This is a genomic window from Caballeronia catudaia (genome assembly GCF_001544755.2).
GTDB classification, from domain to species: domain Bacteria; phylum Pseudomonadota; class Gammaproteobacteria; order Burkholderiales; family Burkholderiaceae; genus Caballeronia; species Caballeronia catudaia.
On sequence record NZ_FCOF02000047.1, the window covers coordinates 1 to 25180 of the forward strand.

14 protein-coding genes are annotated in these 25180 nt (G+C 67.5%); 6 read left to right on the forward strand and 8 right to left on the reverse strand.

The window, feature by feature from the left end; translation table 11 throughout:
- Window positions 1-40: 40 nt before the first annotated feature.
- From AWB75_RS30530 to AWB75_RS30565, 8 genes are all read right to left on the reverse strand, one after another.
- A complete protein-coding gene (locus AWB75_RS30530) occupies window positions 41-799 on the reverse strand; it encodes a peptidoglycan recognition protein family protein (RefSeq protein ID WP_087087025.1) in 759 nt (252 codons plus the stop codon).
- A gap of 10 nt (window positions 800-809) precedes the next feature.
- Complete coding sequence (locus AWB75_RS30535) at window positions 810-1409, reverse strand: PAAR domain-containing protein (protein WP_061127751.1); 600 nt, start codon at window positions 1407-1409, stop codon at window positions 810-812.
- A gap of 595 nt (window positions 1410-2004) precedes the next feature.
- Window positions 2005-3471: a type VI secretion system contractile sheath large subunit gene (gene tssC, locus AWB75_RS30540; protein ID WP_087087018.1), complete on the reverse strand. Its 1467-nt coding sequence runs from the start codon at window positions 3469-3471 to the stop codon at window positions 2005-2007.
- A gap of 77 nt (window positions 3472-3548) precedes the next feature.
- The gene (gene tssB, locus AWB75_RS30545) at window positions 3549-4076 is read right to left on the reverse strand and encodes a type VI secretion system contractile sheath small subunit (protein ID WP_061127752.1); all 528 of its coding nucleotides are present in this window, start codon (window positions 4074-4076) and stop codon (window positions 3549-3551) included.
- Window positions 4077-4166: 90 nt separating this feature from the next.
- On the reverse strand, window positions 4167-5213 hold the full coding sequence (locus tag AWB75_RS30550) for a type VI secretion system protein TssA (RefSeq protein ID WP_061127753.1): 1047 nt from the start codon (window positions 5211-5213) through the stop codon (window positions 4167-4169).
- An 11-nt stretch (window positions 5214-5224) separates the two neighbouring features.
- Window positions 5225-11464: a two-partner secretion domain-containing protein gene (locus tag AWB75_RS30555; protein WP_061127754.1), complete on the reverse strand. Its 6240-nt coding sequence runs from the start codon at window positions 11462-11464 to the stop codon at window positions 5225-5227.
- Between the two features lie 32 nt (window positions 11465-11496).
- Window positions 11497-13242, reverse strand: coding sequence for a ShlB/FhaC/HecB family hemolysin secretion/activation protein (locus tag AWB75_RS30560; protein ID WP_087087027.1), 1746 nt, complete (start codon window positions 13240-13242; stop codon window positions 11497-11499).
- A 44-nt stretch (window positions 13243-13286) separates the two neighbouring features.
- On the reverse strand, window positions 13287-15521 hold the full coding sequence (locus AWB75_RS30565) for a CHAT domain-containing protein (RefSeq protein ID WP_235012301.1): 2235 nt from the start codon (window positions 15519-15521) through the stop codon (window positions 13287-13289).
- Between the two features lie 150 nt (window positions 15522-15671).
- On the opposite strand from AWB75_RS30565, the gene tssJ reads away from it, so the two are divergent.
- The 6 genes from tssJ (at window position 15672) to AWB75_RS30595 (ending at window position 25169) form a co-directional block, all read left to right on the forward strand.
- Window positions 15672-16166 carry a type VI secretion system lipoprotein TssJ gene (gene tssJ, locus AWB75_RS30570; protein ID WP_087087019.1) on the forward strand — a complete coding sequence of 165 codons (495 nt, stop codon included), beginning with the start codon at window positions 15672-15674 and terminating at the stop codon, window positions 16164-16166.
- A gap of 76 nt (window positions 16167-16242) precedes the next feature.
- A complete protein-coding gene (gene tssK / locus AWB75_RS30575; RefSeq protein WP_061127755.1) occupies window positions 16243-17583 on the forward strand; it encodes a type VI secretion system baseplate subunit TssK in 1341 nt (446 codons plus the stop codon).
- 21 nt (window positions 17584-17604) lie between these two features.
- Window positions 17605-18930: a DotU family type VI secretion system protein gene (locus tag AWB75_RS30580; protein WP_061127756.1), complete on the forward strand. Its 1326-nt coding sequence runs from the start codon at window positions 17605-17607 to the stop codon at window positions 18928-18930.
- A gap of 1 nt (window position 18931) precedes the next feature.
- A complete protein-coding gene (tssM, locus tag AWB75_RS30585) occupies window positions 18932-22561 on the forward strand; it encodes a type VI secretion system membrane subunit TssM (RefSeq protein ID WP_061127757.1) in 3630 nt (1209 codons plus the stop codon).
- Entirely contained in the window at window positions 22558-23319 is a 762-nt protein-coding gene (gene tagF, locus AWB75_RS30590) for a type VI secretion system-associated protein TagF (RefSeq protein ID WP_061127758.1), read from the forward strand. Before tssM ends, tagF begins: the two co-directional genes overlap by 4 nt.
- Complete coding sequence (locus AWB75_RS30595; protein ID WP_061127759.1) at window positions 23316-25169, forward strand: serine/threonine-protein kinase; 1854 nt, start codon at window positions 23316-23318, stop codon at window positions 25167-25169. Before tagF ends, AWB75_RS30595 begins: the two co-directional genes overlap by 4 nt.
- Window positions 25170-25180: the final 11 nt, after the last annotated feature.

Here is a 25180-nt window from a genome sequence, read left to right on the forward strand (position 1 = left end):
TCATTTCATTCCAGGCGGCTGCGGAAGAAATCCGGTGTGCTCATCGGCGCTTCTCACTCCCAGAAGATAGGCCAATTTCATATTGAAACTGGGAGTTTCGCAACCCTTTATCTGCACCTATTCGCACGCGGTGCTTGGCTTCGCGCGATTCTGCAAGACCGACTAAGTAGGTGATATTAAAAAATTCCTTCAAGGTTTCACAGAGGATTTCTACCGCTCTTATTTGAGGCGGAGTTGGCTTGTCGTGACGCGTGACAACTTGATCAGTTGCAATGTCCTTCAGATTTTTTACTTTATCGACGAAGGACAGCCCTTTATATTCTTGCTCGTATGCCTCGCCCGCCTGAACGAAATCCGACAAGAAAACGACCCCGATTTTCCCCGTGTTGCCTTTATCTATGTGCTCGCCGATAAATCTGATATCACGAGCCTCATAAATCTCACCTTGGCATGAAACAGCATAGTGGTATCCCGCATCATCAAATGGCGGGCTTCTACCCATATCCTCTGCTTGCAGGCGCTGCATTTCATCAATGGAAGGCGCGCCACAGGAATAACTGCGACCGGCGTGGTGCAGGACGATATCACTGTAATCCCACTGACTTTCCCGCAAGGTTCCTCTCGGCGGCTTTGCATGCCAATCCGATCGTTCAATCAGCTTGTAGCCCTCTCTTGACAGAGCATTAATAATCGCCTTCCGAATCGCGGCACGATTATTCACAGAGATGGTTATCGCATCATCCTTACGACTTCCCACCGCCGAACAACTCGACGTCCAATGTTCGATCTTGTAATCCATGTCCATATGCTTAGGCTGCTCTTCCGGGATTAAGTTGGCGTTTGGGTGTTGAGAAAGTGACGTGCATATCGACGGTGCTCACCTTATCTGTTTCGATTTTTGCATTGCCGTTGGCGTCCGTTTTACCGGTTTGTTCGACACTCACTACGCGCGCAACATAATCTTGATTCCGCAGCGGCTCCCCAGTCACGCTGTCCTGCACATAGAACCAACTCGTATGCTTGCCCTCACTGCCCGCCTGTTTGGCAGGCTCTGTGGTTGCCGCCGAGTTGCCCGAATTGGCTGCACTTCGGGACTTGATGACTCCAAGGCTCTCGGCCATGTCGTCGTACCAAGCTTCTCCAGCAAGCGTGGCGAAGATGCGCGGATGCTCTGAGCAACCGCACACGACTACGTCGTCATGCGCTGCAATCTCGCTAATGAAGAAATTCATACGACGCGGCCCGCCATCCTTGGCGATGTATCCGATCGTTTTACAGACGGGGCAGTAAGCCGCACCGCCTATAAGCGCGGCCTGATGCCCGTGAACGAGAAATTGCGGTCCTTCGTAAGAGCAAACCTCTCCGTCGTTATCGAGCTTGTCTCCGACGACGGCAATTCGACGCATCATAGGCGGCCTCCGCCATCTGATTCGTTATGCTTGATTTTTGGCATCTATCTCGGCTCCTTCATGGGAATGCTCACCGGATCGGTGAGAGGTCAGCATACGAAGGGTGCGGAAACACGCAACCGAATACCAATAGACAGGCATCGAAATCGACAAATTTTCACGCTACCGTAGAATCCAATGTACGGGAGGTCTGTCATATCCTGCGAAGTCCAGCGCGTGGTTGTGCTAGGGCAGGATTTGCAGCCTGTAGACGTATTAACCCGCACGCTCGCGCAATGCGAGCGAAGCGTTAGACCCGTAAAGGGCCGATCGCAAGGAATGCGACGAAGCCAATACGTCGGTATTCGCGAGGAGCACGACGCCGCGAGCGGCCCTTTACGGGGCAACCCTTGACTAAAAAATTCAATCTTGGGGAACGCCCGAAATCGGCCGTATTGTGGCGTCGCGCGTCGCTTGTTTGGAGCGGCCAAACGGCGCGCCGCGCCCCTTGCACTAAAGCCGATTTCGGGCGTTCGCATGCACGTTTTTATACGTGAACAGACCCTAACGCCCCGAACGTGAAGCATCGCGGGCATCGCCGTCGATAAAGGAATGTTCAGGCCGCCTGCTTCGCCGACGGCAGCCGCGACACGAGCCGCAGCGACACCGTCAGCCCTTCGAGCTGATAGTGCGGACGCAGAAAGAATTGCGACGTGTAGTAGCCCGGCGCGCCCGGCACTTCCTGCACCTTGACTTCGGCGGCGGCGAGCGGCTTCTGCGCCTTCGTGTGCTCGGACGAGTTGGCCGGATCGCCGTCGACATACTGGGTGATCCACTTGTTCAGCCAGATTTCCATGTCGGAGCGTTCCTTGAACGTGCCGATCTTGTCGCGCACGATGCACTTCAGATAATGCGCGAAGCGGTTGCACGCGAACAGATACGGCAGGCGCGCGGCGAGCGCGGCGTTGGCGGTGGCGTCCGGGTCTTCGTACTCGAACGGCTTTTGCAGCGACTGCGCGCCGATGAACGCCGCGAAATCCGAGTTCTTGCGATGAATCAGCGGCATGAAGCCGTTCTTCGCGAGCTCCGCTTCACGCCGGTCGGAAATGGCGATCTCGGTGGGGCATTTCATGTCGACGCCGCCGTCGTCGGTCGGAAAGCTGTGCACCGGCAAGCCTTCGACCGCGCCGCCCGATTCCACGCCGCGAATCCGCGAGCACCAGCTATAGAGCTTGAACGAACGGTTGATGTTCACGGCCATCGCATACGCGGAGTTCGCCCACGTGTACCTGGTGTGATCGGCGGAGCCGGTGTCTTCCTCGAAGTCGAATTCATCGACGGGCTCGGTTTTCGCGCCGTACGGCACGCGCGCGAGAAAACGCGGCATCGCGAGTCCGACGTAGCGCGAATCTTCCGACGCGCGCAGCGAACGCCAGCTCGCATATTCTGGTGTCCCGAATATTTTGGTGAGATCGCGCGGATTCGCGAGTTCCTGCCACGAATCCATTTGCAACAGGCTCGGATCGGCGGCCGCGATGAACGGCGCGTGCGCCGCGGCGGAAATCTTCGACATCTCGCCGAGCAGTTCGACATCCGGCGGCGTCTGATTGAAGTAGTAGTCGCCGACGAACGCGCCGAACGGTTCGCCGCCCAACTGGCCGTACTCGTGCTCGTAAATCTGCTTGAAGAGCGGGCTCTGGTCCCACGCGATGCCCTTGAACCGCTTCAACGTCTTGCCGAGATCCTTCTTCGAGATGTTCATCACGCGAATCTTGAGCATCTCGTCGGTTTCGGTGTTGTTGATGAGATAGTGCAGGCCCCGCCACGAGCCTTCGAGCTTCTGGAAGTCCGGATGATGCATGACTTCGTTGACCTGCTCGGTGAGCTTCGCGTCGATCTCGGCGATCATCGCCTGAATGGAGCGGATCGCGTCGCCGGAAATGATCTGGGTCTGCGAGAGCGCCTGCTGCGCAAGCGTCTGCACGGCCGTCTGCACGGCGGTGCGGGCTTCGTCGCTCTTCGGGCGGAACTCGCGATTCAGAAGCGCGGACAGCGCGTCGCCTTCGAGCGTCGCGCCTTGCATGGCGGAATGCGCGTCGGCTTGCGACTGGGGCGATGAGGATTGCGGAATATCGGACATGGTCGTTTCCTTTTCGGCACTCATTCGGCGGCGGCGGGCGCGGCGGCGCCGTCGGCGGCGGGCGGCGTGACCGTGGCGAGCGTCTTGAGCAGCGCGGGATCGTCGAGCACGCGCGCGATCAATTCTTCGGCGCCGTTCTTGCCGTCCATGAAGATGACGAGATTGGCGAGCTGCGTGCGCGCTTCGAGCAGTTTCGCGAGCGCATCGACCTTGCGCGCGACGGCCGCGGGCGAGAAATCGTCCATCGTCTCGAACGTGATATCGACGCTGAGATTGCCGTCGCCCGTCAGCTTGTTGGGCACCTGAAACGCGACGCGCGGATGCATCGCCTTCATGCGGCTGTCGAAATTGTCGATGTCGATTTCCTGGAACTTGCGCTGATCGACGGGCGGCAGCGCTTCGGCGGGCTTGCCGGAGAGATCGGCCATGACGCCCATCACGAACGGAAGCTGAATTTTCTTTTCGCTGCCGTAGGTTTCGACGTCGTATTCGATCTGCACGCGCGGCGCGCGATTGCGGCCGATGAATTTCTGACTGCTGGTTGCCATGACGTCTCCTTCGCGTGAGCGTGAGCCACGCTTTGAAGACGATTCAGCCGCGCGTGGATTTAAAGGGCAGCGCTGCGTTGCGTCTGGAATTCACTCCGGCCGCGTGCCCGCGATCAGATGAATCTGCGCGAGGCTGTCGGGCGCGAGATCCTGCATCACCGCAAGAAAATCCTTGCCCATCAGCCCGCGCGCGCGGCGGATCAGGAGCGGCGCGGGATTCGTCGGCTCGGTCCGCTCGAGAAACGCGCACACGGCATCGAGCGCGGCGAGCGCATCTTCGCGCGTCGCGATCTCGCCGGGACGCGCAATCGCGCGATGTGGCGGCGGCGCATCGGCCGGTTTCGCGGCTTCGGCCGTTTGCTCGCCCGACGCCGGCGCAAGCGCGCGAAACTGCGCGGCGACATAGCGCGCGGTCATCGTCAGCGCGGTCATCGAGGGCGCGCGCTGTTCACCGAGCTTGTCCGTCACGCAAGCCGCGAGCGCCTGGACGGCGCTCTGCAAGTCGATGCCATCGGCGAGAAGGCCAGGCTCTTGCGCGATGGCGTCCGCGAGCATGCCTTCGACGCGCGGCAACGTCGCGGCCGCCGCGCCCTCCTGCGCCGCGAGCCGGCCTTGCGCGACGAGCATGTCGCGCACCGTCAGCCGCTCGCCATGCACGCGGCACACTTCGCATTCGCGCAGATCGTGCAGCAGCGTTTCCGCTTCGGCGAACGGCGTGTAGGCGTCGGCGAGCGGCGCCAGCGCGTTGATGCGCAACGCGGCGTCGCTGCCGTCGCTGCCTTCGTTATCGTTATCGTTATCGTCGGGATCGGCCAGCGGATAGAGGCCATCCCAATATCGTTCGACGAGCCCCGTCAGCAAGCGCACGCCCGCGAGAAATCCCGCCAGTCCGTGCACATGCGCCGCCGCGCGCGTCCACGCGATCGCGATGCGCACGTCCTTCGAACGCGCGAGCAGCGCCTGCCCCTGCTCCAGCACGTCGCTCCACGGCGGCGGCTCGGCGGGCGTGTCGAACTGGCGCTGCGGCATGCCGCGCGCGAGCGCCTCGAATTCGAGATACGCGCCGTCGTATTCCAGATCGATGCCCGCGGGCGGCATCGCTTCGGTCGGCGCAAGCAGCGGTTCGACGTCGATCATCGCGGCTCCGCTCAGAATTCGCCGCAGCCGTGCTGCCCGTTCACGACGAGGCAGTTGTTCAGATTCGGCCGCGAGCGCACGCGCTTCCATTCCGCCGCGAGCGTGTCGGCTTCGCCTTCGGACTGCTGCAGCGCGAGTATCGGCTCGTTCGTGCCGACGCAAATGTTCACCGCGCCGGTATTGCTCTCGTAGACGAAAGTCTGCTCCTGCGCCGTGAACAGCGGCTGCAAGCCCGTTCGATTGAAGACCGCGCCCTGAAGCTCGAGCGGCGTGACCGTCAGCGTCCCCGGCACGACGACGATGTTGTAGCCGACCTGCGACGAGAACGTGCCGTCGATCGAATACGCGCCCGCCAGCGATGTCGCCGTCGCGGACGAACCGGGCGGACGCGTGACGAGGATCGCCGAGCCCGCCTGGTCGCCGCCGAGCAGCCCGCCGATATCGAAGCCGAACGGCGCGTTCGGCGAACCTTCGCCGCGCGTCTGATCGCCGATGGTGATCGTCGCCGTCGGCCGCTCCGCGTAGATGAAGTGATTGCCGTCCGCCGGCACGACGTTCTGCGACGGCTGCCCGTTCCAGCCACACACGCCGCCATAGAGACAGCCGTAGAAGTTCGGCAGCGCGCCGCCCGGATCGATGCCGTTGCGGTTCTCGCGGCCGTCGCGCGCCAAGGCCCATACGCGCCACGCGTTGCCCGCGGCGAGCGTGCCGCCCGATTCGTTATCGAAAACGGCGTTCTGCATCACGAGGTCGATGCTGCCGCCCGCGCTCAAGTGCGCCGGCGCTCCCGGCGTGCCGAGCGCGATCGCGCCGTTCTGTGAAATCGCGGTCAGATTGCCGGTCACGAACGGCCGCGTGCCGCCGAGGGTCGTGAGCGCGCCCGTCGCCCCGTCGAGGCCGTTCGCGCTCGCCGTGTCGATCGTGAAGCCGCCCGGCGTCGAAAATTTCACGTCGCGCGCACCGGAAAGCGCGAGCGTTTTGACGTCGTTGCCCGCGTCGGCGAGATCGAAATCGCCGCCGCCCGTGAGCAAGAGCGTTTGCGCCTGAACGCCGCCCGGATCGGTCACGGACCCCGCCGACGCCAGCGCGAGCGTCTTGGCGGGCAACGCGAGCCCCGACGGCAGATCGATGCCCGCGCTGCCCGCGCCGGTGCTCTGGAGCGTGAGGCTCGTCGCGACGGCGGGCCGCGCGGCGCAACCGGCGCCACCCGCGCACGGTCCTTCGACGACGATGCGCCCGGATTGCGTCGACGAACCGAGCACGAGCGTCTGAATGCCGGTCGAGAAGGTTCGATACGTGGCGGCGTCGATGGACAGGCCGTGCGTCGCGGCTGCGCCAAACAGCGTGATCGGCACGGCGTTGGCCTGCGCGACGCCGAACGTCGCCGGATCGACGGTCGCCGGCGACACGAACACCGAGCCGCCGGGCGTCGAAATCGATCCCGGCCCGCTGCGTCCGACGAGACTCGTGGCCGTTGCGTCGTTCGACGCGCGCAGCGTGATCCTGCCTTGCGAGCCGGTCGTGATCGAAAACGGTCCGGTCACACGTCCCGCATTGACCGGCAGCGGCACCGCGCCATACGCGATGCCCGCGTCGGCCGTGGTGGTCGAACCTGCGATCGATACCGCGCCGCCTGGCGCGCTCGCGTCGATCGAGCCGTGCAGCAGCGCCACGCCGAAAGCAGGCGAGGACGGCTCTGCGCCTGCACCAGCGCCCACGTTCGCGCCGCGAATGTCGATGGCGCCGCCCGCGCTCGTGATCGTCGATCCATCGAGTAGCGCGACGCCTGCCGAGCCCGCCCCGCTGCCCGTGCCATACACGTCGATGCCGCCCGCGCCGTTCGCCAGCCGCGACGCGTTGCGCAGCACGACGCCATCGCCGGGATTGACCGCCGGGTTCAGGCTTTGCCCCATCAGTTCGATGCGCCCGCTGCCGCTCGCAATCGACGCGCCGTCCAGCTCGACGCCGAACGGTGCGATTGCGAGCGGTCCGGCTCCGTCCCCGTTGCCGGGAATCGGCGGCTGCGCGACGCCGTGGATCGTCACGACGCCGCCCGTGGCGGCGGGCGCACCGGCCGGCGCGCCGATGCGCGTGTCGATGTCGGCGAGGCGCAGCGTCACCGACGCGCCGTCGAAGCCCGTCGCGCCGCCGCCCTGCGTGCCGAGCGTCACGTTGCCGCCGTTGGTCTGGATCGCGATGCGCGACCCGCCCGCACCGCCCACGATCACCTGCTTCACCGCGTCCGCGACGATATTCAGCGGCGCCGATACCGACGCGATGCCGTAGCCGATCGACACTGTATCGGCGGCGCGCATCGTGAGCGTGGTCCCGCGCGTGGCGACGCTTTGCATCGGCATGGCGGTCGTGATCGTGCCGGCGCCCGCGTTGCCGTTCGCGCTCGACGTCAGCGTGAGATCGCCCGTCAGCGTCGACGCCCCGCCTACGGTCGTAACCGGCGCGAGCGCGTTGCCGCGCGCGTTGAATACGTTGCCGGCGAGCGGTGCGACGACGAGCCGCCCGAGACCTGTCACGGACGTGTCGCCGGTGCCGGCGAACGAGACCTGTCCGATCGCGTTCGCCGGGCTCGTCAGCGCGAAGCGGCCCGGTCCGGCGAGCAGCAACTGGTTCGTCTGGATGCCGGCCGCGCCTTCGCTGATCGTGCCCGCGGAATCGAGCGTCAGCCGGTTCATGCCCGAAGCGCCCGACAACGCGATGCCCTGGCTGCCCGCGCCTGCGTTCGCAATCGACAGTTCGCCGCTGATGCCTGGCAGCACGCTCGCGCATCCCGCAGCGGCGCAAACGGCGCCGAGCGCGATGCGCCCCGTGTGGCTCGCCGAGCCGATGTACGTATTGGCGACGCCCGCGGCGAAGCGCCCGCCGAACGCGGCATCGAGGGTATATCCCGGCCCCGACACGCCGGGAACGCCGATGTTGATCGGCGCGGCGTCGGCGGCGGCGACGGCGAACGACGCACCCGGCGTCACCACGCCCGGCGCGAGCACGAGCGTGCCGGCGGGGACGCCGAGCGCCGTATTGCCGCCGACCTGAATCGACGACGTCGCCGGACTGAGGTTCGATGCGCGCAAGCTGAGCGTGCGCGTCGCGGTCACGCTCGAATTCTCGATATCGAGCCCGTGCGCCGCCGATGTGCCGGACACCGAGCCGGCGAGCGTCACGTCCGAGCCGTTGAGGAGCGCATTGGCGATGCTCACGCCCGCCGCGCCCGGTCCGCCGGGCACGGGCGCGCCGTTGGTCGTGCCGAGAATGGTCAGCGGCGGCGTGAACGCGGGGCCGACGTCCGCGTTGAAAAACACCGTTCGCGCGGTTCCGGCCGGGACGTCGTTGCCGATCGCCACGCCCGAGTAGCCGTTGCCGCTGCCTTCGATCCGAATGCCCGGCGTGCCGGAACTCAGCGTCAACGTGCCTTCCGCCGCCGACAGAATCGTCACGCCCGCGCCGAGCGGCCCTTGCAGCGCGGCGAGGCCGCGTATCGCGATGGCTCCGGACGCGTCGATCGGCGTCTGGCTCATCGCGACGCCGTCGGCGCGTGCGCTCGCGCCCGAGGCGAGCGACGTGCCGTCGATGGTCACGCCGCCCTCGTCCGACGAGAAGCTGCCGAATCGCGTCCGTACGCCGCCCGCGCCGCCGCTGCCGTGCACGGTCACCGAGCCGGTGTTCGATTCGGCGCCCGTATTCGTCAGCGCGACGCCCACGCCCGCCGCCGACGTCCCGTTGATCGTCAGGTCGCCGAGCGAGGACAGGCTGATCGTGTCCATCGACACGCCGCCCGCCGTGCCCGTGCCGCTGATCGCGAGCGGACCGGCCGACACGTTCACGATGCTCGGCCCCGCGCCTCCGATCATGCTCACGCCCACGCCCGCCGACGCCGTGCCGCTGACCGACACGCCGCTGAGCGCCGTGACGTCGGTCGCGTTCAGGACCACGCCGCCGCTCGTGCCGCGGCCGGTGAGCGTGACCGCGCCGTTCGTCGATTCGAGCGCGGCGCCGGTGGCCGCGCCGATATCGACGCCCCGCCCCGCCGACGCCGTCCCGTCGATCGCGATGTTTCCCGCCGTCGAGACAGTCACTGCGCCGAGCGACACGCCGCCCGCCGTGCCGATGCCCGTCAGCGTGACCGCGCCCGTGGTCGCCGCGATCTCGGAGTTGCCGCCGATCGCGACACCCACGCCTGCGCGGCCCGCGGCCGGGTTCGTCGCCGGTCCGTTGCCGTTGATCGTGATTGCGCCGCTCTGGGCGGCGGCATCCGGCACGACCGTCTGCAACGCGAGGTTTGGCGGCGCAACCACCGTGCGTGGGCTCAAATCCAGCAGCGCCGCGCGAACTCCGATGACGGCCGGGGGCGGCGGGGGCGGCGGCGTGAAGCTCATCGCGCGCGAATCGACGATTGCGTTGGCGAGCACGACGGCCGGCGCGATGCCGTTCGCCTGCTGCGGCACACCGATCGTAATGAATCCGCCGTTGCTGAAGATGTTCATCGGCAAAGCCGGCGTGCCGCCGAGGGAAATGATCGCGGTGCCGTCCGTCAGCCCGGCCGTATTGGCGTTGAGCACGACGTTGAGCGGCCCCGTCTTCGCGGCCGCACTGGTGTCCGAGAACGCGACGATCTCCGCCGTGGCGGTGGCGCCGGGGGCACGCTGCGCGATGATCGATCCTGCGGCGTTCAGCGTGAGCGTCGCGCTGCTGCCGGATGTCTTCGCGATCGGCCCTTCCAGCGTGATATTGCCCGGCTGCGCGCCCGAAGTGCCCGTGCTGACGGTCACGTTGACGCCGCCGTTCAACTGGGCGTTGATCGCCTGCGACCAGATGCGCGTATCGTCGGCCGTCGCGGTGAAGTCGACGGTGGGATTTCCGTCGGCCCTGATGTTGCTGATGATCACGTTGAACGGGTCCAGCAGCCACGTTCCGCCCGCGCCGTGTGGCGCGCTTGCGTCGATGTTGTCGCCCGGCACGTCGAGATGAAGCGCCGATGTCTCGATCAGCCCGCCATTGCCGCCGTTCGCGCCGCCTCGCGCCGTCACCTTTCCGTGGACGCGCGCGGCCTGCGTGCCGAAGAACACGACGTTGCCGCCATCGCCGTGCACGAGCGCATCGGCTCTCGCCTGCGCGCCCGCTCCCATCCAGACGGCGTCCGCATTACGAATATCGCTTTCCTTGCCCGCCGCGCCGCCGCCCACGCGCACGCGCCCGCCGCCCTGCGCGCCGCTCGCGTCGATGCGCGCGCCGTCGTTCACCGCGACGTGAAAGCCCGTCACGTCGATATGCCCGCCCGTGCCGGAGCCGGGCGCGGTCGCGTCGAGCGTGCCGCCGATTTCCGTCACGCCGGTCGCGCCGCCATCGAGCACGATGCGCCCGTTGCGCGTCTCGATACTTCTCGCGCGCACCGTGCCGGTCTGGTTGAGCACGCTCGCCGTGGCTGCGTCGGCGGCGCGCACCGACATCACGATCTGCCCGTCGTCGGCCTGGACCGTGCCCGAGTTGCTGATGAGCGCGTTCGCGACATCCTTGTTCACCTTCAGCATCGTGAGGCCGTCGCCGGCGAAATCGAGTGTGATGTCGCTGCCCGCGCCGATCGCGATCTTGCCGAGCGTCGCGCTTACGTAGCCGCTGTTGTCGACCTGCGCGCCCAGCAGCGCGACCGCGCCGCCCGGCGACGCCGCGATGTTCGCGCCTTTTTCGATCGACACCTTCGCGTTCGGCGCCCCGTTCTGATTGAAGTGATACTTCCCGGCGAGGAATTCGTCGTTCGTGATGCCGAGCGTCGACGCGACGAGCGATCCCACATTCACCGACGCGCCGGGCGCGAACACCACGCCCGCCGGATTCACGAGAAACACTCGGCCGTTGGCGTTGAGCTGCCCCGCGATGCGGCTCGCGTCGCTGCCGACCACGCGGTTGAGCAGCACCGCCTGCGCCGACGGCTGCGAAATATCCACGCGCTCGTTGCCCGCGATCGAGAACCCGTTCCAGTTGACGATGCCTTTTTGCGAGCCCTGATTGATCGTCATCGAACTCGTGTTCGGCCGGTTGATCGTGACGTTGCCGCTCTGAACCTGCTCGCCGACGGGCAGCGCGAACGCGCCCGGCGCCGCGACGAAAACGAGCAGCGGCAAAAGCGCGGTCGCCTTGAGATCGGCGCCCGCGTGACGCGCCGCGCGCCTCGCGAAACGGCGGATCGCGCGATCCCACGCCCGGCGATGCTTGCGGGTCCGAAGGCAGGTGCTGTCGCTCATGGCGAACTCCTTTGATTGCCGATCCGCTTGCGCTAGAACGATTTGGAAACCTGGACGTACACGCGCGGAACCTTGTCGTCGCCGGTCGTGTCCGGGCCGGTCGTGCGCCAGGCGACGCTCGCATCGACGGTGATGCCGTACGGCCCCGTCCAGAACGCGCCGATGCCCGCGCCGCTGCGCGTGACGGTGTTCGCGCCTTGTCCCGGAATCGAGCGCGCGTTGTAGCGGCCGACGCCGAAATCGAAGAACGTCGACAGCGTCAGCGACGGAATCACCGTGTAACGGAGCTGGGCCGTCGCGATCAGCCCTTCGTCGACGACCGATTCGGACGGCGAGTAAGCGCGCACCGCGCGCGGCCCGCCGAGCGTGATGCGCGATGAACTGTCGAGGTTCTGGTTCGCCCATTGCCCCGACACGCCCATGAAAAAGCTCGTGTTGCGGGTGATCGCGTTCAGCCGGTTCGCCTGCATCGTCAGGCGCACGCTGTTGCCTTGCGTGTGACGTCCGAACGGGCCCTGGTCGATCGCTTCCGCGATAGCCGAATCGATGTTCAGATGCGCGAACGCCAGTTGCACATCCGCGCTGTTGAAGCCGCCGCCGAGAAAACTGTCGCGGCTTTCGTACGACAGCCCGACGCTCGCCACGTACAGCTTTTGCGGATTGTCGAAGCTCACGGCGTCGATCTTGTCGGTCAGCGAGCGATATTCCAGCGCCCCGCGCAAGAGCAGGTTCTGGCTGCGCGAGCGGATCAGCGGATGCGACACCGACGCGGTGACGACATCCGCGTCGCCGTGCGCTTCGAGCGCCGAAAACTGCTGGCCGAGGTAGTAGTAAAGATGCGAATACGCGATGCCGACGCGCGTGCCGCTCGCGTCCACGGGCGCGTCGTAGCCGATGCGCCCGTACACGGTGTCCGCGCGCTCGGCGGCGAGCAGATTGATGTCGAGGTTGTCGCCGATGCCGAACGGCGACGCGAGCCGCCCGACCGCGCCGAGCCGCCAGCGTCCGGCGGGCGCGGCGCCATAGTCGTCGGCGGACACGGCGAAGTTCCAGCGGCGCACGGGCTCGACGGTCACGCTCAGATCGACGGTGCCGGGCGTGCCGCCGGTTTCCAGCGCCGACGTGACGCGAATGCCCGGCAAGTCCGACAGCAGCAGCATCGTGCGCTCGAGCTCGCTCTGCCTGAGCGGCTTGCCCGGCTCGATGGCGGCGAGCCGCGCGCGCACCATCGATTCCCTGATCGGCGCGCCGGGCGCCATCGTCAGGCGCACGCGGCCGATCTTGCCTTCGAGCACGGTGAAGGTGACATCGCCGCCGGTGACGTCCTGCGGCGGAATCACGACCTGCGCGAGCGGAAAGCCGCGCTCGCGATACGCCTGCGCGATGCGCGCGCTCATCGCGTTCAGATCGTTGATCGACACTTCCTGGCCGATCTTGTCCGAGACGAGCGGCAAGAGCATGTCGGCGGGCAGTGTTTCGTTGCCCGCGAGATGGATGCTTCGCAATACGAATTTCTTGCCTTCGGGCGCTTCCGTCGGCGCGGCGGGCGGCGCGGGCAGCGCATTCGAACCGCCCGGCGGCGGCGCGGCGGTCGACGGGCGCGGCTGCTCGTTGAGCAGCGTGCCGGCGCTCGGCGTCTGCGCCGTGCCGGGCAGCGGCACTTGCTGCGCCCACGCGGTCAGCGCGCTGCCGCAGACGAGGCCCACGCCCGCCGCGCGCGCCAGATGCCGCGGGCGCGCTTTCGCTTTCGAACGCGAGGAGAAGGATTCGGATTTCATGGCGTGATTCACTTCTGCCATCCCCATCTGTGATCAATTAGCGGTCAGCGCGCGACCGCGAGCCGCCAGTTGCCCATCAGATCGAACGGCGCCCAGTAGAACGGATGCGCGAAGCGGCTGTTGGCGAGCACGGCGAGCTGCGCGTCGCGCATCGCGTCGATGGCTTCCTCGCCCTTCGTGAGCGATCCGTAGAACGTACGCATCGTGAGCGCAGTCGATTCGTCGGCGACGGGCCACATCGACACGAGCAGCGCCGACGCGCCCGCGTAGAAGAACGCGCGCGTGAAGCCCATGATTTCGTCGCCGCGCTCGATGCGCCCGAGCGCCGTTTCGCACGCCGACAATGTGACGAGCGCGACGGAATCGAACTTCAGGTTGTAGATGTCCTGCGCGAGCATCGGATCGGGGCCGTCGGCGGGCTGCTTCGCGGGCGCGAGCAGCACGCGCGAATGCAAGGGGTCGATGGTGTCGGCCTGCGCGTGCGTCGCCACATGGACGATGCGGCCTTCCGGCGCGTTGTCGCTGAAGGCTTTGCGCGTGACCTCGCCCTGCACGAAGGTCTCGCGCTGCGCGAACAGCGGCCCGATCGCGCGGACTTCGGCTTCGGCGCCGGGCAGATCGAATTCGGGCGAAATGCGCGGATTGCCGAACGCGACGAGACTGCTCGCGATGCGCTGCTGCCGCCGCACGAGCTGCACCGCGATGCTCGCCGATGGCGCGAGCGCGAGCGCGTGCCGCTGAATCAGAAATCCCTGCGCATTCCTGAGCGCCTGGAACGGCATGTAGTGCAGCGAACCATTCGGCACGACGACGAGCCGCTCGTTCGCACGCAATCCGAGCGGCTGGATCAAGAGCGCGTCGAGCTTCGCGCCGTAGGTGAGCGCCTGCGGACGGCCGCGGATGATCGACGTCCGGAAATCGCCGACGGCGAGCGTCATCTCCTTGCGCGGGATCGGCAGCGTGAAGCCCTGGATGCCGTCGCGGCGCACGACCCACGCGATCATCCTGTCGGGCAAACCGTGATACTCGACGATCGCTTCGCCGGGATTCAGCGCGCTCTTCACATCGTCGAGCGAGAGCGCGCGGCCGTTCAGTTGCGTTTCGTCGACGTTCGTCGCGAGGCGGTTGCGCACGACATCGAGCAGCGCGCGGCTGCGGCTTTTTTCGGAGAGCGTCCAGGCGAGCGCATAGTCGCCGTCCTCGACGACGAGCGCGATCGTTTCCTCGAAAACCGTCTGCGTATCGGAGAAAAGGCCGGTCTTGAACTCGTCGCTGCGAAAGCGCGCGCGGATGGTCTCGGAATCGTCGAGCGCGGCGAGCCAGGCTTCGCGCGCCTTCTTGCGCTCGCCGAGCGCGAGATACGCGCGGCCCATGCCTTCGTGCGCCCACAGGTTGTCGTAGCTCGCGTCGGTGCCGCCTTTCGTCGCGCTCGCGGTGAAGGCTTCGAGCGCCGCCTGCGGCTTGTTCTCCGCGAGCAGCAGATTGCCTTCGATGCGCTTGTACAGCGGCGCGAGCAAAGTTTCCTGCACGCCGCTCGTCTGCGCGAACGTGGCGCGCGCGCCGGCCGCGTCGCCGGTCGCGATCTGCGCGTTGGTGATCGAGAGCAGGACCATCGGCTTATATCTTTCCGATGCGAACGCCAGCGCCGCGCGATATTCGACGAGCGCCCCCGCCGCGTCGCCGCGCCGCGCCGCGATGTCGCCGAGCACCTTGTGCGCGGGCGCGAGCACCTGTTCGGGATTCTTTTCGCCCGCGGCGATGGCTTCCTTCGCGTACCGTTCGGCGTCGTCGAGATCGCCGGCGTAGCTGTAGGCGATCGCCAGATCGCGGCGCGACAACGCGGCGAGGTTCGCGTTGTCCGTCTGACGCGCGACGACGAGCGCCCGCGACGCCGCCTCGATGCTCTGCCGGAAATCGCCGCGCTCCGCCGCCGCCACCGACATGCTGCAGTACGCGTAGCCGTCGAGCTTGACCTGATCGCGCGCAAGCAGAAGCCGGCCTTCCTGCGACAAGGTCGCGATGGTTTCCGCGTCGCGCACGCGGGCTTCGGCCTGACGCGCGGCGGGCGTCGGGGCTTCGTCGCTTTGCGTGCCCGGCGTCTTTTGCACGTTCGGCGCGGTTCGCACGCCCGGCGCGCTTTGTCCACGGGCATTGGGTGCAGCAACGCCGAGCGCCGCAGCCAGCGCGAGCGCCGTGCAAAGCCGCCTTGCCGCGTCGCCCGCCGGCACGCGAGCACCGGCCACAATACGGGCCGGCGCGATCCGCTCGATCGGTTTCACGAATGCGCTCCTCGAAGACCGTCGCCTCGCACCGGCGCAACCGGACATCGCCCGGCGCGGTGCCCTCACTAGACGAAACACCTCGGCGCTTTTGAAAAGCGCGGCGGCTTCGTTCGTCTGTTGCTGTGTCCCAGGTCACCCACGATTCCGATGATGGACACATCACGGCTGTTCACGTCGCTCTTCTGCGCATGCGCCATCGGCGCGTGCAAGTCGCCGCCACCGCCGCCCGCGCCGACCATCGTGCGCATCAGCGTGAATGCGCTCGATGGCGTCAATCCCGATCACGCGGGCCGTCCGTCGCCGGTCGTCGTGCGCGTGTACGAACTGAAGGCGACGGCCGCCTTCGACAGCGCCGATTTCTTCACGCTCTACGGCAAGGAGCAGGCGACCCTCGGCGGCGATCTCAACGCGAAGAACGAGTTCATGCTGAAGCCGGGCGACAGCCGCAGCGTCGAGCAGACCGTGCAGCCGGGCACGAAGTTCGTCGCGGTCGTGGCGGCGTATCGCGATATCGAACGCTCACGCTGGCGCGCGAGCGCGCCCGTGCCGCCCAATCAGACGACGCTGATGAACGTGCGCGTCGATGCCGCCGATGTGTCCATCGCCGCGCAGCCCGCGCCGCCATCGGGAAAGAAGAAGTGAAAGCGCACGGCGGTTTGCAAATCCGCCGCGCTGAATCGTTCTCTGAGCATCGAGCGCACGCGCCACGCGAGGCACCATGACCTGGCATCAACGCATGATCTGGTCCGAGGGGCTGTTCCTCGAACCCCAGCATTTTCAGCAGCACGACCGCTTCATCGAGCATCTCGTGCGCTCGCATGCGCGCGCGACCGAGGCGTGGTCGTGGGGCTGGGCTGCCGTGATGCTCGACGAGATCGCGCTCGGGCTCGGCAAGATCGCGCTCGCGTCGGCGTTCGGCGTGCTGCCGGACGGCACCGCGTTCTCCTTTCCCGACGACGCGCCCGCGCCGCCGCCGCTCGACATTCCCGCCGGCACGCGCGATGAAATCGTGCTGCTGGCGCTGCCGCTCGCGCGCGCGGGCGCAAAAGAATTCGATGCCGACGGCAACACGGACAGCCGCATCGACGGCCTGCGTTTTCGCACGACCGACACTTCCGTCGCCGATGTGACGACGAGCACCGATCGCGTCGCGCAGATTCGCGTCGGCGCGCCGAACCTGCGCCTCATGCTCGCGCGCGACGCCACCGACGCCTTCGCGACCATCGGGCTCGCGCGCGTGCTCGAACGCCGCGCGGACAATCGCGTGCTGCTCGATCCCGGATACATCCCGCCGATGCTGCACGCGCACGCCGATCCGCGCCTTTTCGGTTACGCGCAGGAGCTGGCCGGCCTCGTGCATCAGCATGCGGACCGGCTCGCGAGCCGGCTCGCGAATCCGGGGCGCGGCGGCGTCGCGGAAATCGCGGATTTTCTGCTGCTGCAAACGCTCAACCGCTTCGAGCCGCAGTACGCGCATCTGCTGCAAGTGCCGCTTCTGCATCCCGAACGGCTCTATCAGACGACGCTCGCGCTCGCCGGCGATCTCGCCGCGTTCGACGAGCGCCGCCGCGTGCTCGCGTATCCGCCGTATCGCCACGACGACGTCGCCACGTCGTTCGAGCCGCTGATGCGCGACGTGCGGCAGCTCATCGGCATCGTGCGCGAACCGGATGCCGTCGCCATCGAATTGCAGAGCCGCAAGCCCGGCGTGCGCGTCGCCCGCATCGACGATCTGGCGCTCGTGAAGAGCGCGGGCTTCGTGCTCGCCGCGAACGCGCAGATGCCCGGCGAAACGCTGCGCACGCGCTTTCCCACACAGGTGAAGATCGCGCCCGCCGAAAAGCTGCGCGATCTCGTCAATCTCGCGCTGCCGGGCATCGGGCTGCGCGCGATGCCGGTCGCGCCGCGCCAGATTCCGTTTCACGCGGGCTTTTCGTACTTCGAACTGGATCGCGGCGGCGAGCTGTGGAAGGAGCTGGAGCAGACCGGCAATCTGGCGATGTATATCGCCGGCGACTTTCCCGCGCTCGAACTCGAATTCTGGGCGATCCGTCATTGAAGAGCGAGGTCATCGGACACCATGACGAACGACGACGATCCCTTCGCAGGCTTCGAATCCGATCAGACGATGATCAAGCCCAATCCCGGCGCGCGGCGGCGCAGCGCGGGCAGCGGCAGCACGGAAGGCGCGTATGCGGCGGGTGCAACGGCTGGAGCGGCCGGTTCCGGTCAGCGGGCGTTCGACGCGGCCTTCGCGGGCGGCGGCGCCGTCAATCCGCTCGTCGCAGCGTGCGCGCCGCTGCTCCAGCTCGCGCCGCGCATCCGCACGATGAGCGCCTGCGCCGATCCCGCCGCGCTGCGCGACTCGCTCGCGGCGGGCGTGCGCCGCTTCGAGGACGAGGCGCGCGCGCACGGCATCGCGTCGGAACAGGTGACGGCGGCGCGCTACATCGTCTGCACGATGCTCGACGAAGCCGCTTCCGGCACGCCGTGGGGCGCGGGCGTCTGGGCGCGCCAAAGCCTGCTCGTCACGTTTCACAACGAAGCGTGGGGTGGCGAGAAAGTCTTTCAGTTGCTCGCGCGGCTCGCGCAGAAGCCCGCGCAGCATCTGCATCTTCTGGAACTGGCGAACATGGTGCTCGCGCTCGGCTTCGAGGGACGCTATCGCGTGGCCGCGCAAGGCAGGCAGACACTCGACGCGATCCGCGCGCGGCTGTATCAGCTGATCCGCAAGGAGCGCGGCGAGCCCGAGCGCGCGCTGTCGCCGCACTGGCAAGGCGTGCCGACGGCGCGGCGGCGCACGACCGACGTGCTGCCGGTCTGGGTCGTCGGCGCGTTCGCGCTGTTGCTGCTCGCCGCCGCGTGGCTCGCGATGAGCTTCCAGCTCGGCCGCTCGTCCGACCCGGCGTTCGATACGCTCGCGTCGATCCGCGCGGGTGCGCAGCGGCCGCTCGTGGTCACGCAGGCGGCGCGGCCGCGTCTCGCGGAATTTCTCGCGCAGGAGATCCGCGATGGCCTCGTCGCCGTCGATGACCGCGTCGACCGCTCCGTCGTCACGCTGCATGGCGACAACGTCTTTCGTCCCGGCAGCGCCGATGTCGCCGAACAGACCAAGCCGCTGATCGGGCGCATCGCGGCGGCGCTCAAAGCCGTGCCGGGCAACGTGCTCGTCACCGGCCACACCGACGACCGCCCGATCCGCTCGGCGCGCTTTCCGTCGAACTGGGAGTTGTCGCAGGAACGCGCGGCGAACGTGCGCGACCTGCTCGCCGCGACGGTTGCGCCCGAACGCCTGAAAGCCGAAGGCAAAGGCGACGCCGATCCTGTCGCGCCGAACGATTCGCCCGCCGGCCGCGCGCGCAACCGCCGCGTCGAGGTGACGCTGTTCGCGAAGCCGGGAAGCTGACATGAAGAAGCTCTTCTCGATCCTCTTTCATCCGGTGCTGCTGTTGATCGTCGGCTTGCTGCTGGTGTCGGGCGCGATCTGGATCGCCGGGCCGCTCGTGTCGTTCGCGCACACTTATCCGCTCGAATCGGCGACGGCGCGCTTCATCGCGATCGGCTGCGTCGCGCTGCTGCTCGTGCTGCGGCGAATCTGGGCCGCGTGGCGCGCGCGGCGCACGCAGGCGGCGCTGTCGGCGGGACTTGCCGCGTCCATCGACGCGCCGCGCCGCGAGGCCGCGCCGCAAACCGCCGGCGCAGCCGAAGTCGCGACGCTCGGCAAGCGTTTCGACGAAGCGCTCGCCGTGCTGCGCGATCCGCGCCTCACGGCGTCGGGCAGAAAACCGGGCTGGCGCGACTGGGTCACGATGTCCGGCCGGCAATATCTGTATCAGTTGCCGTGGTACATGTTCATCGGCGCGCCGGGCGCGGGCAAAACCACCGCGCTCGTGCATTCGGGCTTGCGCTTTCCGCTCGCCGAGCGTTTCGGCACCGACCGGATTCGCGGCGTCGGCGGCACGCGCAATTGCGACTGGTGGTTCACCGACGAAGCCGTGCTCATCGACACCGCCGGGCGCTATACGACGCACGAAAGCGACCGCGACACCGACCAGACCGCGTGGCATGGCTTTCTCACGCTGCTGAAGAAGACGCGCCCGCGCCAGCCGATCAACGGCGTGCTGCTGACGCTCGCCGTCCCCGATCTGCTCGCCGCGACGCCCGCGAGCACGGACGAGACGGCATCGACCTTGCGCGCGCGCATGCGCGAGCTGACGAAGGCGTTCGGCACGCGCTTTCCGGTCTATGTGCTCGTCACGAAAACGGACTTGCTCGCGGGATTCACCGAGTTTTTCGCCGACATGCCGAAGGAAGAGCGCGCGCAGATCTTCGGCTTCACCTTCCCGTTCGATCCGAAGCACCCGCTCACCGATGCGGAATTCCGCGCGCGCGTCGACGCCGAGCTGGATGCGCTCGAAGCGCGCCTCGTCGCGCGTCTGCCGGATCGCCTGAACGCCGAGAGCGGGCTTGCGCAGCGCGCGGCGATCATGAGTTTTCCGCAGCAATTCGCGGCAATCCGGCCCTTGCTCGCCGACGCGTTGCGCGCGACCTTCGTGCAGTCGAAGCACGAGGACATGCCGCTTCTGCGCGGCGTCTACTTCACGAGCGGCACGCAGGAAGGCACGCCGATCGATCGCGTGCTCGGGTCGCTCGCGCGCGCGTTGGGCATGGAGCGCGGGGTGCAGCCGCCGCGTCCGTCGAGCGGGCGCAGTTACTTCATCGAGCGGCTGTTGACGCAGGTCGTGTTCGCGGAACAAGGGCTCGCCGGATCGAATCTGCAATGGGCGCGCAGGCGTCATCTCTGGCGGCTGGGCGCGTATGCGGCGATCGCGGCCGTGACGGTCGGCGTGCTCGCGCTCTGGAGCACGAGCTATCTGCGCAATCGCGCGTATGTCGCGAACGTCGACCAGAGCGCGCGCGCGGCGAAGCAGGCCGTCGCGCGGACGACCGCGGCGGGCACGCAGCTCGTCGCGCTCCTGCCGCTCCTGTCGGCGGTGCGCCATCTCGCATCGACGCCGCAGGTCGATGCCGCGCATCCACCGATCGCGATGCAGTTCGGCCTGTGGCAAGGCGCGAAGCTCGACGCCGGCGCGACCGGCGCTTACGAGCGCCTGCTGACCGATCTGTTCCTGCCGAAGCTCGCGGCTCGCATCGAGGAACAGGCGCGCAGCGCGAGTCCCGCGAATGCCGGCTACGCGTATGAGGCGCTCAAGGCGTATCTGATGCTGAACCAGCCCGATCATCAGGACGCCGATGCGCTCAAGGCGTGGATTCTCACCGACTGGGACCGGTCGCTGCCGCGCGAGGTCGGCAACGAGGAACGCGCCGCGCTTGGCCGGCACCTCGATGCGCTGTTCGCGCGCGGCGTGGTGCATCCGAATCTGCCGTTCGATGAGCGGCTCGTCGCGCATCTGCGCGGCATGCTCGCCGCGAGCACGCTCGCGCAGCGCGTGTACGGGCGCGTGAAGCAGCAAGGCGTCGGCGCGGATTATCCGGAGTTCACCGTCGCGCACGCGGGCGGGCCGAACGCATCGCTCGTCTTTACGCGTTCGAGCGGCGCACCGCTCACGCGCGGCGTGCCGGGGCTGTATTCGTTCGACGGCTATCACAAGGCGTTCCTCGGAGCCGTCGATGAAACCGCCGCGCAGCTCGCCGCCGAAGAGCCGTGGGTGCTCGGCATCCGCGATCAGAGCGGGCTGCCGCGCGGCGATCCGGCCGCGATGCAGCGCCTCACCGAAGACGTGCGGCTGCTTTACTTGCAGGACTACGCGCGCATCTGGACGGAATTCCTCAACGATATCCGCATCGTGCACGCGGACTCGCTGTCGCAATCGACGCAGATCGCGCGCATTCTTTCCGCGCCCGATTCGCCGCTCGCCGCGCTGTCGAAGGCGGCGTCGCGCGAAACGACGCTCGGCGCGAAGCCAGAAGGCGAAACGACCGTCGTCGATCGCGCCAACGACAAGATCGGCGCGGCGCGCGAACGGCTGCTGAAGGTGATCCGCGGGTCCGATCCGACGCAAATCGCGACGGTCGCGCCGGGCGCGCGGCTCGAGAGCATCGTCGATGACCGCTTTACCGGCCTGCGCGCGCTCGTCACGAGTCCGGCCGCGGGGCAGCCTGCGCCGATCACGCAGACGCTCGCCGTCATCAACGACGTCTACACGTACCTCAGCGCCACCGACGAAGCCTTGCAGCAGAAGACCGCGCCGCCGCCGTCCGACGCGCCGGCGAAGCTGCGCGCGCTCGCGCCGCGCATGCCCGAGCCGATCCGCACCGCGCTGCTCGATCTCGGCAGCCAGGGCGCGGGGCAGGCGCAGCAGGCGCGGCGCGCGAATCTTTCGGCGGATCTGAAGGAGTCGATCTCGTCGTTCTGCAATCGCGCGGTGAGCGGGCGCTATCCGTTCAATCCGAATTCCGGGCGCGACGTGCTGCCCGAAGATTTCGCCACGCTGTTCGCGCCGGGCGGCAAGTTCGACGATTTCTTCCAGAAGAACCTGGCGCCCGACGTCGATGTCTCCGCGAAACCGTGGGCGTTCAAGAAATCGGATGCGTCGGCCTCGCAGATCAGCCCGGCCGGGCTCGCGCAGTTCGAGCACGCGGCGACGATCCGCGGCGTGTTCTTTCGCGGCGGCGGCAAGACGCCCGCGCTCGCGTTGCAGTTCAGGCCGCTCGACATGGACCCGACGATTCTCTCCTTCACGCTCGATGTGGACGGGCAAGTGCTCACCTACGCGCACGGCCCGCAGATCGCCACCGCCATTCAATGGCCCGGCACGCGCGGCTCGCAACGCGTGAGCCTGCAACTGACGCCGCCGCCGACGAGCGGCGCGCGCAATCTCGTGTTCGAAGGCCCGTGGGCGCTCTTTCGCATGTTCGACCGGCTCGACGTGCAGCCGACCGAGCAGCCGGAGCGCTTCATCGTCACGTTCGATGTCGAAGGGCGCAAGACGCGCTTCGAAGTGACGGCGAACAGTGTCGAGAATCCGTTCCGGCTCGCCGATCTGCGCGCGTTCTCCTGTCCGGAGCGGCTATGAGCGATGCGGCAGGCGTTGCCCTGGCGGACGACGGCGCGGCGATCGCGGGCTGGTACGGCAAGCTGCCCTCGCTCGGCGATTTCGCGGCGCGCCGGCTCTCCGACGCGTTCGTCGCGCCATGGGACGCGTGGCTCGCGCAGCGCGTCGCCGAAACGCAGATCGCGCTCGGCGACGAATGGCTCGCGCTCTATCTCACGTGTCCGGTGTGGCGCTTTTTCGCGATGCCGGGCGCGATCGCGCCGACGCTCGGCGCGTGCTGGACGGGTGTCGTGATGGCGTCGGTGGATCGCGTCGGGCGGCATTTTCCGTTGACGATCGCGGCGTCGATGCCCGCGGCGCCATCGACGGGCGGCGAAGTCGCGGCGCTCTGGCGATGGCTTGCGGCGATCGAAGGCGTGGCGCTCGCCGCGCTCGATTTCGATCACAGCATCGAGCGGCTCGACGCGCAGCTCGCGACGCTGCCGGTGCCGCAGCCCGTGCGCGCCGGCACGCGCGCCGCCGTGCTGCAGGAACCGTGGATCGTGCGGTCGGCCGCGGCGCTGCCCGACGCGCTCGCCCGCGCGCTTGCGCCGGTCTGGCAGACGGAGGTCTATGGCATGAGCATGTGGACATCGGCGCAGACATCGCCCGACCCGAACGGTGCGGACGATGCCAGGAAAGAGCAGGACTCGACGCCGCGCGCGTTCACCATCTGGCCCGCGTATGGCCTGCCCGACACGGCGCTCTTCACCACCCTGCTGCGGGACTGCGGATCATGAATGCGACGGGCAGGCTACCCGGCGGGGACGGCGGCACGGCCGGCAACGGCGGCAAGACCGAAACCAATCCGGGCGATGTCGGCGACGAAGACAAGACGGTGATCGTCGGCGGTGGCGCGCGCGTGCCTTCATCGGCGATGGCGGCGATGGCGGGCATGAGCGCGCCCGACGCCCCGCCGCTGCACAGCGTCCTGCCGCCCGGCACGCGCCTCGGCGAATTCGAGATCGTGCGGCTGATCGGCGAAGGCGGCTTCGGCATCGTCTATCTGGCGTTCGATACTTCGCTCGATCGTTATGTCGCGGTGAAGGAATACATGCCGGCGGCGCTCGCGTCGCGCGTCGGCGTGACGCAGGTTCAGGTCAAGTCCGAGCGCTACGAGCCGATGTTCCGCGCCGGCCTCAAGAGCTTCATCAACGACGAGGCGCGGCTGCTCGCGCGCTTCGATCATCAGTCGCTCGTGAAGGTGTATCGATTCTGGGAAGCCAACGGCACCGCCTACATGGCGATGCCCTACTACAAGGGCGTAACGCTCAAGGACGCGCTGCATGCGATGAAGAAGCCGCCCGACGAAGCCTGGCTGCGCGCGCTGCTCACGCCGCTCATCGATGCGCTCGCGGTGCTGCACGCGTCCGACTGTTTCCATCGCGATATCGCGCCGGACAACATCATCCTGCTGGAAGGCAGCCATCGGCCGGTGCTGCTCGATTTCGGCGCGGCGCGGCGCGTGATTGGCGACATGACGCAGGCGCTCACGGTCATTCTCAAGCCGGGCTATGCGCCGATCGAGCAATACGCCGAAGTGCCGTCGATGCGGCAAGGGCCGTGGACGGATCACTACGCGCTCGCCGCGCTCGTGTATTTCGCGGTGACCGGAAAGACGCCGCCGCCGTCGGTCGGGCGCGTGGTGAAGGACAGCTATCAGCCGCTCGCGAAACTGGCGGCGGGCCGCTATTCGGATCGCTTTCTGAAGGCGATCGATCATGCGCTCGCGGTGTCGCCCGCGCATCGGCCGCAGACGGACCGGCAGTTCGCGGCGGAACTCGGCATCTCGCTCGACGATGTGCCGGAATCGCGCGTCAAGGCTCGCGCTGGCGCGTCGGCCGGGCGCAGGCGCATCGGCTGGACGCTCGGCGCGGCGTGCGTGCTCGCGGCGGCGGCCACGCTCGGATGGTTCGCGCCGCGCTTCGCCTCGCACGCGCCTGCGCCTGCGGGCGAGCGCGCCGCGAGTGCGCCGGTCCCGGCGTCCGTGGCTGAAACACCCGCGTCGGTTGCTTCGGCGGTCGTGACTCCGCCGCCGCCCGCGTTGCCGCCCGCATTGCCCCCGTTCACGCCCGACGGCGAGTTCGCGCGCATCGTCGCGCTCGCCGATCCCTCGTTCGATGTGAAAGTGGAAGTGCCCGTGGCGCGCGCCGTCGTCGACAAGGATTTGCTGCGTTTCGCGCTCACGAGCAATCGCGACGGCTTCGTCTATGTGTTCGTCGTCGATCCGGCGAATCAGTACCTGCAACTGTTTCCGAATGCGCTCGACCGCGATAACCGCATCGGCAAAAAGAAGCGTCTCGTGCTGCCGCGCCCGAACTGGCCGATGCAGGCGGGCGAGCCGGTCGGCGAGAACCATTTCATCGCGATCGTATCGGCGGCGCCGCGCGACTTTCCCGCGCTCGATCTCGCGCACGACGCCGTCTTCGCCAGTCTCTCGCCCGACGCGCAGCACGCGGCGGCGGCGCAGCGCACGTTGACCGCGTCGCCGTTTGCGGGCGTGCCGTCGTGCGGCGACAGGGCGCCTTCGTGCTCCGTCGCGTATGGCGCGGCGGCGTTCAAAATCGACGTCGTCCGTTCGTCTAGATAGCGCAATGCAAC

Excerpts from the sequence above, each read along its gene's own strand:
- tagF (WP_061127758.1), top strand. The coding sequence starts at position 22,558 with ATGAGCGATGCGGCAGGCGTTGCCCTGGCGGACGACGGCGCGGCGATC.
- tssJ (WP_087087019.1), top strand. The coding sequence starts at position 15,672 with ATGATGGACACATCACGGCTGTTCACGTCGCTCTTCTGCGCATGCGCC.
- AWB75_RS30550 (WP_061127753.1), bottom strand. The coding sequence starts at position 5,213 with ATGATCGACGTCGAACCGCTGCTTGCGCCGACCGAAGCGATGCCGCCC.
- tssC (WP_087087018.1), bottom strand. The coding sequence starts at position 3,471 with ATGCAAGGCGCGACGCTCGAAGGCGACGCGCTGTCCGCGCTTCTGAAT.
- AWB75_RS30535 (WP_061127751.1), bottom strand. The coding sequence starts at position 1,409 with ATGATGCGTCGAATTGCCGTCGTCGGAGACAAGCTCGATAACGACGGA.
- tssB (WP_061127752.1), bottom strand. The coding sequence starts at position 4,076 with ATGGCAACCAGCAGTCAGAAATTCATCGGCCGCAATCGCGCGCCGCGC.
- AWB75_RS30560 (WP_087087027.1), bottom strand. The coding sequence starts at position 13,242 with ATGAAATCCGAATCCTTCTCCTCGCGTTCGAAAGCGAAAGCGCGCCCG.
- AWB75_RS30555 (WP_061127754.1), bottom strand. The coding sequence starts at position 11,464 with ATGAGCGACAGCACCTGCCTTCGGACCCGCAAGCATCGCCGGGCGTGG.
- AWB75_RS30595 (WP_061127759.1), top strand. The coding sequence starts at position 23,316 with ATGAATGCGACGGGCAGGCTACCCGGCGGGGACGGCGGCACGGCCGGC.
- AWB75_RS30530 (WP_087087025.1), bottom strand. The coding sequence starts at position 799 with ATGGATTACAAGATCGAACATTGGACGTCGAGTTGTTCGGCGGTGGGA.
- tssK (WP_061127755.1), top strand. The coding sequence starts at position 16,243 with ATGACCTGGCATCAACGCATGATCTGGTCCGAGGGGCTGTTCCTCGAA.
- AWB75_RS30580 (WP_061127756.1), top strand. The coding sequence starts at position 17,605 with ATGACGAACGACGACGATCCCTTCGCAGGCTTCGAATCCGATCAGACG.
- tssM (WP_061127757.1), top strand. The coding sequence starts at position 18,932 with ATGAAGAAGCTCTTCTCGATCCTCTTTCATCCGGTGCTGCTGTTGATC.